The 13,539-nt window shown below is 75.2% G+C and carries 9 protein-coding genes; 1 reads left to right on the top strand and 8 read right to left on the bottom strand.

All coding sequences use genetic code 11. The features are described from left to right. Positions 1-30: 30 nt before the first annotated feature. Genes IF37_RS0130375 through IF37_RS0130350 form a run of 6 tightly spaced genes read right to left on the bottom strand, consistent with a single transcriptional unit; the run spans position 31 to position 3,821 of the window. The gene (locus tag IF37_RS0130375; RefSeq protein ID WP_079165960.1) at positions 31-1,161 is read right to left on the bottom strand and encodes a HoxN/HupN/NixA family nickel/cobalt transporter; all 1,131 of its coding nucleotides are present in this window, start codon (positions 1,159-1,161) and stop codon (positions 31-33) included. After that, a complete protein-coding gene (locus IF37_RS0130370) occupies positions 1,148-1,588 on the bottom strand; it encodes a hypothetical protein (RefSeq protein ID WP_253915895.1) in 441 nt (146 codons plus the stop codon). The genes IF37_RS0130375 and IF37_RS0130370 overlap by 14 nt, the downstream gene beginning before the upstream one ends. 5 nt (positions 1,589-1,593) lie before the next feature. After that, entirely contained in the window at positions 1,594-2,433 is an 840-nt protein-coding gene (locus tag IF37_RS0130365; protein ID WP_253915894.1) for an MIP/aquaporin family protein, read from the bottom strand. A gap of 47 nt (positions 2,434-2,480) precedes the next feature. After that, positions 2,481-3,176 (bottom strand): nitrile hydratase subunit alpha, encoded by a 696-nt coding sequence (gene nthA / locus IF37_RS0130360; protein WP_030749671.1) that lies wholly within the window; start codon positions 3,174-3,176, stop codon positions 2,481-2,483. Positions 3,177-3,180: 4 nt separating this feature from the next. Continuing rightward, a complete protein-coding gene (locus IF37_RS0130355; protein WP_030749668.1) occupies positions 3,181-3,489 on the bottom strand; it encodes an SH3-like domain-containing protein in 309 nt (102 codons plus the stop codon). Continuing rightward, positions 3,486-3,821, bottom strand: coding sequence for an SH3-like domain-containing protein (locus tag IF37_RS0130350; protein ID WP_106981884.1), 336 nt, complete (start codon positions 3,819-3,821; stop codon positions 3,486-3,488). The genes IF37_RS0130355 and IF37_RS0130350 overlap by 4 nt, the downstream gene beginning before the upstream one ends. A gap of 459 nt (positions 3,822-4,280) precedes the next feature. Here IF37_RS0130350 and IF37_RS0130345 point away from each other — a divergent pair, with 459 nt between their 5' ends. Beyond that, the gene (locus IF37_RS0130345) at positions 4,281-5,303 is read left to right on the top strand and encodes an alcohol dehydrogenase catalytic domain-containing protein (protein WP_079165958.1); all 1,023 of its coding nucleotides are present in this window, start codon (positions 4,281-4,283) and stop codon (positions 5,301-5,303) included. Positions 5,304-5,488: 185 nt separating this feature from the next. Here the strand turns inward: IF37_RS0130345 and IF37_RS0130340 are convergent, their stop codons facing one another. Together IF37_RS0130340 and IF37_RS45055 are read right to left on the bottom strand one after the other, a co-directional pair. Next, complete coding sequence (locus tag IF37_RS0130340) at positions 5,489-6,259, bottom strand: type VII secretion system-associated protein (RefSeq protein ID WP_063886423.1); 771 nt, start codon at positions 6,257-6,259, stop codon at positions 5,489-5,491. Continuing rightward, positions 6,256-13,539 (bottom strand): hypothetical protein (locus IF37_RS45055; RefSeq protein WP_030749655.1); only part of this gene is annotated, 7,284 nt, incomplete at its 5' end. The genes IF37_RS45055 and IF37_RS0130340, both read right to left, overlap by 4 nt.

Genomic DNA, 13,539 nt, shown 5'->3' with positions numbered 1-13,539 from the left:
GGGGCCGGCGTGTCCCGGCGTTGCCGTGCGTCAGGCCTCCTGTTCGGCCGGCGGGGCCGCGACCCGCACCGCTGTGGTGGCGGGGGTGCGGACCGCCGTCCCGGGGTGTTGTCCCGGGGAGCCGGCGACCTTCCAGTACAGCGCGGAGAGGATCCACGCCACGAGGAAGAGACCGCCGATCAGATAGCCGACTGCGTTGAGGTCGATGTCGGCCAGCCAGGGCAGGGCCCTGTCCACCGCGGGCATCCTGCTGCTCAGCGCGGTCGCCAGGTCCACCGCTCCGACCAGCAGGGCCGCGGCCGCCGACAGACCGGTGGTGGTGAGGTTGTAGTGGATGCGCCGCAGGGGATGGTCGAAGGCCCACCGGTAGGCGGCGGACATGAAGGCCCCGTCGAGGGTGTCGAAGAGGCTCATCCCGCAGGTGAACAGCAGGGGCAGGAGCATCAGCGCGTACCACGGGACCCCGGACGTGGCGCCGGCGCCCGCGAGGACCAGCAGGGAGACCTCGGTCGCGGTGTCGAAGCCGAGGCCGAAGAGCAGTCCGAGGGGGAACATGTGCCAGGGCCGCGTCGTCGAGGCGGTGAGACGGCGCAGCAGCCGGGAGAGCAGTCCCCGGTCGTCGAGGGCCCGGCTCAGCCGCTCCTCGTCGTGATCGCCCCGGCGGGCCGCCCGGTACAGGGCGGCGATGCGGCGCAGCGCCACCAGGTTGAGCACGCCCACCAGGCACAGGAACGTCCCCGAGACGGACGTACCGAGCACCGACAGGACGAGGCGGACGGTGGAGGAGTCGTCGGTCAGCCGGGTCGCCAGGCGGGCTCCGAGGGCGGTGAGCAGGCTCAGCGCGACGACGACCGACGAGTGTCCGAGCGCGAACCAGAAGCCCAGACTGGTCGACGGCCGTCCCTCGGCCAGGAAGCGGCGGGTGGTGTTGTCGATGGCGGCGATGTGGTCGGCGTCGAAGGCGTGCCGGACCCCGAGCATGTAGGCCGTGACACCTAGCCCGGTGCCGAAGACCTGGGTGCCGACGGTGAACCGGTGTGCGGACACCACGTAGGCGAGCGCCACCAGGGTGCCGGCCGTGGTGAGCACGATGCCCGACACCAGCGCGCACGTGCTCCGGTGCGTGCGCACGAACCCGGCCGCCGCGTCAGCTCGGGACACCGGACCCCCACGGCTGCACCTGGACCGAGTAGGAGGCGCCCAGCCGTTTGGCCCGGAACCCCAGCGCCCGCACGGCGTCCAGCAGGGCGCCGGTCATGACGCTCTCCACATGGGTCACGCGGGGGTCCAAGGGTGTGTACGCCGCCTCGTGCGGGGCCCAGCTGACGAGGAGGGAGCCGGGCCCGTAGTACTCCGGGCAGGTCCGGATCTCCACTCCGCCGGTCAGGGTGTCGGTCTGTATCGGGAAGCCCGCGCGCAGGAGGGCGTGCACCAGGTCGGGCGCGATCCCGGTGCCGTCGAGGCCCAGCGCCGTGACGACGCTCCGTGCCTGCCGGCGCAGGCTCTCGCCGTCGGGGGCCTGCGCACCCGCGGGGGCCGGCCGGGAGGCGGACACGACCGCCGCGGTGCCGATGGTGGTGTGGGACATGGTGATCACCTGGGGGAGGAGGGAAGGCGGTGCCGCGCGAGCGGCGGGGACCGGTGGTAGCGGTGGATGTCGCGTGCGCAGCACACCCTGTGGGTCCAGGCCCGGCGGGCCGTGAAGGGGGCCGTCACCGCCGCGGCCACCAGGGCTCCGGCGAGGGGCGCCAGCATGTAGGCCCAGAACAGGTGGTAGTCGCCCGAGACGACGTGAGGACCGAAGTTGCGCGCGGGGTTGAAGCTCGCCCCGGTCCGTGCACCGGTGGTGGTGATCAGCCCCCAGATCACGGCGGCGAGCACCCACGGCGTGGACCGGGGCCGGGGCCGGGCGGTCATGGCCGCCAGCACCCACAGCAGGACGGCGGTACTGAGGAGTTCGCCGAGCACGACGACGACGGGGCCACCCCAGCCGGTGCCGGGCTGGATCAGCCCGTCGTGGACGGCGGTGACCCGCTCACCCCACAGCCCCCGGGCGGCGAACACGCCCAGTACCGATCCGCCCAGCTGGAAGGCGCAGTACGCGAGCAGGTCCGTGCCGCTCAGGACGCCGCGGAGGGCCATGAACAGGCTGATCGCCGGGTTGAGGTGGGCGCCGGACTCCTTGCCGGGCGGCGTGAGGGAGAACACCGCGACGCTGCCGCCGACCGCGGCCCCCACGACGGCCAGGCGCACGGTCGGCGGCCACGACGACAGGTACCGGCCGTCCGCCCGCATCGTGAAGGAGACCGCGGTCAGAGCGGCCAGGACGAGCCAGGCCGAACCCAGCGCCTCCGCGAGGTACGAGGACAGCGGCCGGCCGAGGAACACCCACCGGGCGTCCCCGGCCCGCTCGCCGTCGGAAGCGGCGGACACACGTGTGTACGCCGTCCCGGAGCCTTCCGGCCGTGGACCGGACCCGGTCACGGCAGCCTGGGCGTGGTGACGCCGATCATGGTGTCCCGGGTGACGAGGGCGGCGAGTTCCCGCTCGTCCATGTCCTCGGTCCCGGCGGGACGCATCGGCAGCACCAGGTAACGCATGTTCGCGTTGCTGTCGTGCACGCGGATGGTCACGTCCCCGGGCACCTCGGTGCCGAACTCCTGCAACAGGGCGCGGGGTTCGCGCACGGCGCGGGCCCGGTAGGGGCGGCTCTTGTACCAGTCCGGCGGCAGTCCCAGGACCGGGCGCGGGTAGCACGAGCAGAGCGTGCACACGACGAGGTTGTGCACCTCGGGTGTCTGCTCCAGCACGATCAGCCTGGTGCCGTCGTAGTTGTCGATGCCGAACTCCTCGATGGCCGCCGTGCCGTCGGCCAGCAGGCGGGCCTTGAAGTCCGGGTCGGTCCACGCCCGCGCGACCAGCGCCGAGCCGAGGGCGGGCTGGTGCGCGTCGAGCGTCTCGACCATGGCGCGTACCTCGTCGGCGGAGATCAGACCCTTGTCCACGAGCAGTTCGCGGATGGCCTGTTGCAGGACGTCGAAGTAGTCCGGTTCGGCGGTGGTGTTCTCGATGGGCGCGTGCGGGTCGGCCGTGCCGGTGCCGCCGTGCGTGTGGTCGCCGTGCGTGTGGTCGCCGTGGGCGGCGGTGCCTTCCGCGTGGTCGTGCGTGGTCGTCACGCCGTCACGCTCCTTCCGGGTGGGAGTGGCCGAGCGGCTCCAGCCAGTGCTCGTAGATCTCGAGTTCCAGCACGTCACCTGCCGGGCCGTCGTAGTCGGGCCAGAGGGCGGACTGCTCGATGCGCACCCGGTACAGGCGCACATCGGTGCCCTCGTTGACGCCGTAGGCCTCCCGCTCGGGGTTGAGGAAGCGGGGCAGGACGCGCTCGATCCGGCCTTCCTTGCCGCGGACGTAGACCGGGGTCCGCACGTGTCCGGGAGCGTCGCGGTCGGCGATGCGTACGCGCTGGCCCGGGGCGAAACGGGTGCTCATGCGGCGGCCTCCGTGAGCCGGGCACGGATCTCGTTCATCCTGGCGCCCAGTTCCTCCGAGGTGATGACGCCCTTCTCGATCAGCACCTTGGACGCCGAGACGGCCCATCGCTCGTAGTAGGTCAGCTCGCCGATGACCTGCGCCCCGAGGTCCTCCACCCCGCGGCGCTTCTCCTCCGTGTTGACGAGCTGGCGCGCGGCGAGGACGTTGAGCAGCGCGTGGCAGTTCTTCTCGAAGGGTGTCATCTCGTGGTCCGAGGGGACGACCGGCCCGGCCGGCAGCCCGCCGAGATCGTGCGCGGGACGCACGATCATCTCGCTTTTCCTGGTCACTGCTCTCCTTGCGGGTGCGGGGTTCAGGAGGCGGGACGGGAACCGCTGCCGGAACCCGCTTCACACCTCGTTCACATGTGATCGGGAGTGAGTCTGCGGGAGGGCGGCGGTGCGGGACATCTGTCAAACGACTGCCCTCTCTCCGGCCCGGACGCCCCTCGTCCTGCCCTCCGTGCCGGCGTGTCGGGGGGGGGTGGAGGTGTGACGGCCCGGGCAGGACCCGCAGGCCGGGCGCGGTGCCCGCCCACGCCGACGGCCCGGTGGCCCGCCCCGCCGGGTGTGCGGTCAACAACGCGCCCACAACGCCTCCACAACGGTGGCCGAGGATGAGAAACCCACGGGGTGTCGGACGGCGCCGCTGTCGCCGTCCAGCGCCCACGCCGTGCGCGGGGGACGCGGCCGGAGGCCGTCCCGTCGGGCCGCGCCGGCTGACGTCATCACATCTGAGGGAGACCGAGCATGCCTGCCTACCGTGTTGTCGAGGTCGCTCCGGACGGCGGTCTGCGCCTTGCCGAGCGGGAGCTGGTCCAGCCGTCCGCGGGCCAGGTGCGGATCCGGGTCGAGGCCTGCGGGATCTGCCACAGCGACGGGGTGGCCGTCCACCCGCACGACGACGGCACCGCCAACCGGGTGCCCGGCCACGAGGCCGTCGGCCGCATCGACGCGCTCGGCGCCGGTGTCACCGGGTGGGACATCGGCGACCGGGTGGGGGTGGGCTTCCTCGGTGGCCACTGCGGCGTCTGCGAGCGGTGCCGCCAGGCGGATTTCGTCGGCTGCACCGACCAGCCGTACACGGGCGTCCACACCGACGGCGGTTACGCGGAGGTGATGTACGCACGCCAGACCGCGCTGGTGTCGGTGCCCGAGACCATGAGCGCGCTCCGCGCCGCCCCTCTCCTGTGTGCCGGCTTCACCGTCTACCACGCCCTCACCCGCAACGTGCTGGGCCGGGACGGCGCCGCTCCGGGCGACCTCGTCGCCGTTCAGGGAGTCGGGGGACTGGGGCACCTCGGCATCCAGTACGCCCGCAAACTCGGTCTGCGCGTGGCGGCCGTCGCCCGGGGTACGGACAAGTCCGACCTGGCCGTCCGGCTCGGCGCGCACCACTACATCGACAGCACCGCCGGCGACGTCGCCGCCCGGCTGAGCGACCTCGGGGGCGCCCGCCTCGTCCTGGCGACCGCCGCCGCGGGAGACCTGACTCCCCTCCTGGGGGGCCTGGCCCACGGGGGCAAGCTCGTCGTCGTCGGGGTCAGCCCCGAGCCCGTCCGGGTCACCCCGCGTCAGCTGATCTTCGGCGCGGTGGAGGTGAGCGGTTCCCTCACCGGAACGCCCGCCGGCAACGAGCACAACCTGCGCTTCGCCGAGGCACAGGGCATCGCACCGCTCACGGAGCACGCGGTGCTGGCCGACGCCGCGCACGCGTACGACCGTATGCTCCGCGGCGAGGCCCGCTTCCGCATGGTTCTCACCCCCTCCTGACAGGGTGGACCGCACCGGCGGCGGGAAGTGACGCGCGGCCTCGCCGTGGGGCGGAGGCGGGCGCGCGGACGGGCGGCCTCGCCGTGGGGCGGAGGCGGGCGCGTGGACGGGCGGCCGGGGCCTGGGTGGCCCCGGCCGCCCCCGGTCGGTCGGCGTGCGCGTTCAAGCGGCCGGCTGCCGCGCGTTCAGCCGGCCTGTTGTCCGGCGAGGTCCCCCGTCCCGGCCGCGGCCGGCTCACCGGCGCCCGCCGACTCCTCGGCGCCCGCCGGCTCCTCGGGGTCCGCCGGCTCCTCGGGGTCCGCCCCGAGGAGCGCCTCGGTCTCCAGCAGCAGGCAGGCCGCGCCCGCGGGGTTCACCAGCAGCCGCTGCTCCGGGGCGAGCAGGGACAGCAGCCGGGCGACCGGCAGGGCCTCGTGGGCCAGTCGGCCCAGCCCGGCGATCTGACCGCCCGAGGTGTAGACCGGCAGGGCCGGGATGCCGTCCGGGGTGGACGCCACCAGCGGATGTCCGGCCGGGTCCACCGGGAAGGCCACCTCTGCGGTGGCGAGCAGCCGGACGACGTCCTCGACGGGCCCGTAACCGGTGACCGCGAGCTGGATCGCCTCGTCGATCTCGTCCGTGGGCGCCGGCCAGCCGCGCGTCACCGGCGAGGGCCGGTGCTCGTCGTTGGCCCGCCACTCCTCGATCTCGCCGTCCGGGCCGGACCGCACCTGTCCCATCACCGCCCACGGCGGCGGGGGCCCCTCGCCAATCCAGCCGGGGTCGGTCAGGGCGAGCCAGTGCTCCGGCGCCGACCGGGCGGCCTCCCGCAGTTGTGCGGGCAGCTCCGGGGCGCCCACCGGGCCGGTGTGCGCGGAGTTCCCGGCCCCCGACTCCTCCGGTGTGTACTCCTGTGCCCCGGTGTCCGCCTCCGCGGTGCCGGCCGCCGTTCGCTCGATGTCGCTGTCGCCGTTCATCTCACTGCCCCTCGGTCACGTTCTTGACGGTGGTCGGTGTTCCGCTCGCCCCGTGCCGGATCCGGCGGCCGGCGGTGCCGGTTCCAGCGGGGGTAGAAGGTCAGCCACAGCCCCGGGTTGCCGTACCTGTCGCCCTTGGTCGAGAACCCGACGGTCGTCACCTCGTCGGGGGCGTATACGACGCGCTGCGTCTCGTCCGCGACCAACTGCGCCACGTTCCCCTGCGGTGCCGTGGTCCGGCCTCCGGTGGAGCAGGACACCAGGACGATCGGATCGTCGGCCGGACGGCTCGACAGACTCGGCCGGCGGCGGAGGAACCGGCCGAGCTGCCGCCCGTCGAAGGAGACGATGTCCCCGCCGGTCAGGACCATGTCCACCTCGTCGGGCGACCCGTGCATGTTGACGAAGTAGGGGGCCGTGCCGGTCACTCTCCACGGCAGACGCCGTTCCGTTCCCGGCAGAGTGACCGGTTCGGACGTCGGGGAGGGCCAGTACGCCTGCACGTAGGTCTCGGCGGCGTCCAGCGGGCGCCGGATCAAGATGGGCTCGGCATTGGCCCAGTCCGCGGTGGTGTGCGAAGCGCGCCCCACCGGTCTGCCGTCCCGGCCGACGACGGTGAACTGCTGGATCGAGTCCGTGGAGACCGTCCTCCCGTCCGACGCGGTCAGCAGCTCGGGGGGCGGCGGCAGCACGGTCGCGCGTTCCCGTGCCGAGGAGGTGCCCAGGTCGTCCGGGAGACTGCGCACCCACTGCCCGTACGGCACCGACGGGTCATCGGGAACCACCAACGTGATCAGGAGGTTCCGTCCGTCCTGCGTGCGACGGAGCCGGACGTCCCCGCTGTGGGCCCACACCTCGCGCCCCGTCCGGGCCGCCACGAGCCGGGGCAGGTCCAACCGGCCCGACGCGCCGCCGGCCATCAGCAGGACGACCGGCACATCGGCCGGCAGGGACCGCAGCTCGGGGACGGTCGCCAGATGGTCCGCGAGCACGTGCCCGGCCATGGGCACCACCCCGTTCGCGGTACGCACCCGGAGCAGGTCCGGTGTGCCGCCGAGCAGGGCGAAGTAAGGGGTCTGCCCGAAGGAGGCCAGCGCGTGCCAGGGTGTCGGCGACATGTGCCCGGTTTCGACCCCGGTGGCGGGGTCCCGTACTGCGAAGCAGGTCGCCCACGTGTTCAGCGGCAGCACCTCGCCGGGTGGCACGACGCCGGCGTAGTCGTGCCCGACCGCACGGCCGGTGGTGGCGGTCGACCAGAGGGGCACGCCCAGGGGCTCGTGGCCGGCGTCCGGGATGCTCGTGCGGTCGGCGCCGCCGGCGCCGGCCGCCTCGGCCCGCGGCGGGCGGGCCGGCCGGCCGCGACCGCTCTGCAACGGGCCGCTCCGCACGGGGCTGCTCTGTGCGGGGATGCTCGTCCCCCTCATCAGCGCCACGATCTCGTCCTCCACCGACTGCGCCCGGTGCGCTCCGGACGCGCCGACTTCCGCGGCCGCGCCCGCGGAGGGAACCGCGCGGTCGCCCGTACCGGGTGCCGGACGCGAGGACGGGTCCGCAACGGGCCGGACGCCGACGGACCTCTCCGTACGGTCCGCGGCGGGCCGGGCGGCGTGGGCGGGAGCGGCCACCGGGCCGCTCCCGCCGTCCACGGCCGGCTCCGCGCCGGACGCGCGGTCCCGGGCCGGCGGCTCCACCGTCGTACGCAGCCGGGCGTTGCCGACCACCCACCGCTTGGCGCCCTCGGGGCCGGTGACCTCGATCCTCAGGACCACCTCGGTCAGGTAGCCGGGCACTCCCCGCTCCGTCCGCGCCACGGCGGTGCCGAACCTGCCCATCTCGCGCCGGGGTGCGGCAGCTGCGTGGGTCTGGCCGTCGGCGAGGTGTCCTCCCGCGAGCGGCGCGGCGGCGCCGAGGCGGTCGTCGCCCGCCGCGTCGAGCGGGCCGCCGTAACCGGCCGTCGCCAGGGCGGTCGTCGTTCCGTCGGCCTGGGCGTACGAGCCGTCCGTGGCGATCCTGACCCGGTCGATGGCGGTGTCGGCACTGCGGGCCGTGACGACCGGGTCGTGCACCGACACCTGGACCGTCACCGCTTCCGTGACCGGCTGCCCCAGGTACCGGGTGACGGCGGCCGGGGTCAGCCGCGTCGGCAGCCCGGTCAGGGTGGGGCCGACCAGCCGCAGGAGGCCGGCCTCCCGCGAGACGGAGGTGTGCCGCCCGGACGGTGCGCCGAGTCCCGGACTGACGGCGCGCAGCGCGTCGGCGAAGCGGGGCAGGGCGTCGAAGTCGTACAGCGCGAGGGGCCGGCGCCGGGGGAACTCCCACCGCGGCCCGCCGAGCCGGGCCCTCAGTACGGCGGGCACCCGCACGTCGAGGGCGACCTCGCCGGGCCGGGTGCCGGGCGGCACGGCGGGGTCCTCGGTGTAGACGGCCGGGGTGACGGGGGCGGGCTCGGCCTGCTCGGGCTCCCGACCGGGTCGGGCCTGCCGGGGCCCACCGGGGTCCGCCCCGGCCGCCGCCCCGTCCGTCCCCGGTCCGGCCCCGGTGGCCCCGGCGGTCCCGGCCGCCCGGTCCGGCCGCGCCGTCGCCACAGGCGGCGCGGGGTCCGGCGCCGGGAGGGTCTCGGACTCGTTGAAGCGGATCACCACGTCGGCCCGGACCGTTCCGGACTCCTGCCGGTGAGCGGCGGGCAGCAGGCCCGCCAGACGCTCGAGGGTCTCGCGCACGGCGCCGGGAAGCATCCCGGTGGCGGCGACGGCCAGGTGGGCGAGCCCGGTCCGCTCCGCGGCGGCCCCGAGCAGCCGGGTGAGCGCGAGCAGCGAGGAGCTGTCCAGGACGCGGGCCGTGACGGTCACCCCGAACTCGTACGGGAGCCGGTACTGCCGGACGCTCCGCTCCCCCATGCTGCGCTGCCACAGCCGCTCCTCGCGCAGCGAGGTCGCGGCCCAGGTGGCGCCGGTCTGCCGTCCTCCCGACAGCGCGAGGCGGGCCTGATGGCCGTCCGCGCCCAGGAGCAGGGACAGGTCGGCGGCCCTGGTGCGGGCGGTGGTGCTGCTCCGCCGGGTCGTCCCGGGGTCGGGCAGCACACTGCCGTCACCGCCGGTGCGGCCCAGGATGTTGTCCAGGCCGGGCTTGCCCGACACCGGGCGGCCCAGGACCGCCGTCCAGCCGTCGGCGGGCCGGGCGTTCAGGGCGATCTCCACCAGCAGCGGCACGCCCAGGGGGGAGAGGGCGACGAAGTGGCCGGCGGTGCGCCCGTCCGGACCGTGGCCCACCAGGGTGTGCAGGCCCAGCGCGGTGGTGGTGCCGTTGATGTGGGAGCCGACGCCCGGCACATAGGTCGCGGAACCGGGGACGGTGGCTCCGGGCACCGTCTTCTCCACGAGGTCGCGGACGGTGTCCGCGAGCGCCGACCGGCCGCCGCCTCCGGGGAGCACCTCCACAACCGATCCGTAGCCGATCTGCCCGCCGCTGCGGACGAATCCGTCGGGCAGCCGCCGGTCGGCCGGAACCGGGGGCGCGGGAACGGGCGCGTCATCGGGGCGGAGACCGGGGTGGCTGTCGTCGGCCAGGTCGTCGGGCGAGAGCAGGAAGCCCAGGCCGTCCTCGACGTCGACCACGTACGTCCCCTCGTACAGCGGGCCGCCCGCCACCCTGCCGGCGACCGCGTTGTCCCGGCCCACCACGACGCTGACCTCCAAGCGCACGTCCGCGCCGAGGTGGAGGGCCCGTACCTCGTCGTTCACGCTGGTGACGCGCAGGCTCGTGGCGTTGTCCTGCACCGTGGTGGCGTCGCTGCGGACACGGCCCCGCGCGTACCGGCCCGCCGGCGCGACCGAGGTCCGGGGTCCCCCGTGGACGCCGGCGCCGGTGAGGCCGAAGGCGTGGCCACTGCCGGAGCCGACGGTGTACGCGGAGGCGTCGACGGACTGCACCCACCGCTCCCAGTCCAGCATCTCCGGGCGCGACAGCGTCCGTACGTTCGTCAGGTGGCCCTTGACCTCGATCCTGGCCTGGAGGCCGGACAGGAGGCCGGAGGAGCCGGCGCCGTGCAGCTCCACCACGTACGAGTCGTTGAGGATGCGGTAGGCGTTGGCGAGGAAGTGGTGCGGGGAGAGGGCCGCGTCCACGATCTCCTGGACGACGCCGTGCGGGGCGGTCAGCCGTTCCCCGGTGGTGAGCCGCCGGGTCCGGCGGAGCGTGTCGGCGACCCGGGCGGTGATCCGCCTCCGCAGGGTCGCGGAGTCCTCGTGCGCCGCCGGGCCGTCGTCCGGCCGTGCGGCCGGCTCGGCGGGGTAAGCGCCCGGGACGGGCGGCAGCTCGGACCCGTCGGCGTCAGCGGTCCGCCGGGCCCGCGGCCGGGCCGCCCGAGCGGTCCCCACCCCGGCCTCCTCCGCCGGGACCGTTTCGGTGCCACGGTCCTGTTCCGCCGTGGGCGTCCCGGTGCCACGGGCCTCCCCCACCGTGGCCGTACCCGTGCCACGGGCCTCCCCCGCCGTGGCCGTACCCGTGCCACGGGCCTCCCCCACCGTGGCCGTCCCCGTGCCACGGGCCTCCCCCACCGTGGCCGTCCCCGTGCCACGGGCCTCCCCCGCCGTGGCCGTCCCCGTGCCACGGTCCTCCCCCGCCGTGGCCGTACCCGTGCCACGGGCCTCCCCCGCCGTGGCCGTCCGTTCGGCCTCGGCGAACATGGCGCGTACCGCCTCGCGCACGGCCTCGCTGCCGTGGAACCGGTCCATGACCGCCGTCTCCGGCAGCCGCAGCGCGCCGGCCGGCCGCTCCGGGTCCGCCTCGGTGCGCGGACGCGGCCGGGGACGCGCCGGGGCCTCAGCGGTGGCCGGCTCCGTGAGCGTGCGGTGGGCGGGCAGCGCGAGTCTGACCCACCCCTCGTGCCGCTCGGGCGGCAGGGCCACGCCGTCGTCGGTCCAGATCCGCATCGAGTGGACGGCGGGGACGCCGAAGACGTGGACCTCGGGGTTCAGGGCGTAGAACTCGTGGCCGGCGTTCGACTCGCCGGCGTGTGCGGTCGACCTCTGCGTGCCGTAGTCGTACTCGGGGGCGATCTCCCGCAGCCAGTGGCCCGCCGCACCGCCGAAGAGGCCGGTCACGGAGCCCCGGAGGGTGCCGGTGAACGCCCACGGGACGTGTTCGCTCTGCCCGGAGGCGATGACGGCCGAGCCGGAGTAGTTGAGCGTCTGCACGTGGGGCAGCTCCGCCTCGTGGACGACACCGCCCTCCGGCCGGCCGGGCGCGTGGCGGCGCTCCGTGGTGAACACGACGGAGACGGTGCGCTCACCGGTGGCAGAGGGTCTGGTGAACCGGACCCGCTGGCCGCCCTGCGTCATCTCGGCGAGCGCGTAGCGCGGCGCGGAGCGGAGCCAGGCGAGCCGGCGTGCGTTGCCGAGCAGCCAGGGGCCGTCGCCGGGCAGCCCCGGCGGCAGGAAGCCGTGGTCGCGCAGCCAGTCCTCCAGGCGGTCGAAGAGCGGGCTGACGCCGTCGACGGACAACGGAGTGACCGACACGTCCAGCGCGCGCAGGTGGGCGATCTCCGGTGGCAGGTAGCGGGGGCTGCCGCCCGGGACGCCGGTCACGGTGGCCTCGGACGGCACCCGGAGGATCACGGGGTACCGGGCGTCGCCGGCCAGCGGGGTGCCGGACGCCGGGACGCCTTCCGGACCGTGGGGGCGCACCAGCCTGATGTCGTACGCGGCGTCCGCCCGCACCCGCAGCAGCGGGCGGGTGGTCCGCAGGGAGCGGGACGTCCTGCCGCCGTTGCCGGAACCGAGGGTGACGGCGTCCTCCCGGGCGAGACCGACGCGCCCGGTCACCGTGAGGCCGGGCGGTTCGGCGCCCATGGCCGGATCGGGGGTGCCCAGGGACCATCCCAGGCCGACGGCGAGACCGGCGCCGATCCGGTTGACGACCCTGGTGCTGCCGGTCGTCTGTACGGAACGCAGCACGTGCGACTCCAGCACGGAGTTGCGGGTGGGCGGTCCGGCGAGGGCGTCCGGGCCGGTGCGCTGCGACAGTGCGACGCGCACCCGGAACATGCCGATGATCTCACCGCTCTCGTCGTAGAGCGTGGGCGAGGTGTGCCAGCCGTCGGCCATCAGGGGCGCGTTGGCCCGCAGCTGGCCCTCGCCGAAGAAGATGCGCAGTTCGTTCAGGGAGATCTCGGAGATGTCCGCCAGTTCGTCGCGGTACGTCGTCAGCACGTCCCGCAGGACCCGGTCGGCATACGGGACGTCCTCCACCGCGAACAGCGGCACCCGCTTCAGCAGCTCCATCGGCGCCGGGCGCCGATCGGGGGTCCCGGCGGTCGCGGCGGCAGGGCCGGCCTCGTCCTCGGCGAGGTGCTCGGGCCACCAGACGCCGACGCGGCCGGGGGCGTCGTGCCAGACGTTTTCGGTGGGGAGCGCGGTGTACGCGGCGAGGCGGGCCGCGGGTGAGTCGGCCACGCGGACGTGCACCGCCGCCGCGACGCGGTAGTCGTACAGGTCGGACGGCTCGCGGCTGCGCAGCAGGAGCATCGGCTGGTCGGTCCAGCTGGTGGTGACCGTGGAGGAGCGCCAGCCCAGGGTGAAGCCGAGGTTCGGGGAGAGCGTCACCTGTGGCAGCCGGCCGGTGCTCGCTGGCCGGAAGGTGTGGGAGTAGTCGGCGCTCACCGGCGCCTGGGTGCCGTGGCTCGCGGTGCTGCCGGGCGCGTCGACGCCGAACGCCCAGGACTGGGTGTTGACCGGGTTCCCGCCCGGCATCCGGGTGATGGCCGGGTCGCCGGGGCGGGGATCGGAGAGGGCGAGCCGCAGGAAGGCCAGGTGGGTCCTGCCTCGGTGGGGTACCGGCAGCGCGGCGCCCTGCCCGTCCAGCAGCCGGGCCCGCTCGCTGCTCAGCCAGCCGGCGGTGAGCCTGGCACGCACGGCGGCCCGCAGTTCCTCGTCCCGCCCGCGGTCGCCCTCGACCTGCCCGGCGACCAGGTCCTGGAGCCAGACGACGGTCTCCTGCGGCACCGGCTCGACGTGGGCCAGGGCGTTCGCACCGTCCGGGGTACCGAACCGTGCGACGGCGGTGCTGACAGGGGCGGGGGCGGGGGCGGAGCCGGCGGGCTCCGCCTGCGGCCCCCGCACCGGGAGGTACGGCTGCTGGGACGCGGTGCCTCGTGCGACGGCCTCGGGCGCGGGCTCGGGCGCGGCCTCGGGCCTGGTGGTGGACGGCGCGACGCCGTGCGCGGTGCCGAGCGCGGCCAGCCGTTCCAGGTCCGCGGCCGCTCCCAGGGCGTCGGTCTCCGC

Origin of the sequence: Streptomyces sp. NRRL S-31, from assembly GCF_000718775.1 — a bacterium.
Classification (GTDB): Bacteria; Actinomycetota; Actinomycetes; order Streptomycetales; family Streptomycetaceae; genus Streptomyces.
Note: the sequence above shows the minus strand (reverse complement) of the source record. Positions and strands in the feature narration are given on the sequence as shown.

Excerpts from the sequence above, each read along its gene's own strand:
- IF37_RS0130370 (WP_253915895.1), bottom strand. The coding sequence starts at position 1,588 with ATGTCCCACACCACCATCGGCACCGCGGCGGTCGTGTCCGCCTCCCGG.
- IF37_RS0130355 (WP_030749668.1), bottom strand. The coding sequence starts at position 3,489 with ATGAGCACCCGTTTCGCCCCGGGCCAGCGCGTACGCATCGCCGACCGC.
- IF37_RS0130345 (WP_079165958.1), top strand. The coding sequence starts at position 4,281 with ATGCCTGCCTACCGTGTTGTCGAGGTCGCTCCGGACGGCGGTCTGCGC.
- IF37_RS0130340 (WP_063886423.1), bottom strand. The coding sequence starts at position 6,259 with ATGAACGGCGACAGCGACATCGAGCGAACGGCGGCCGGCACCGCGGAG.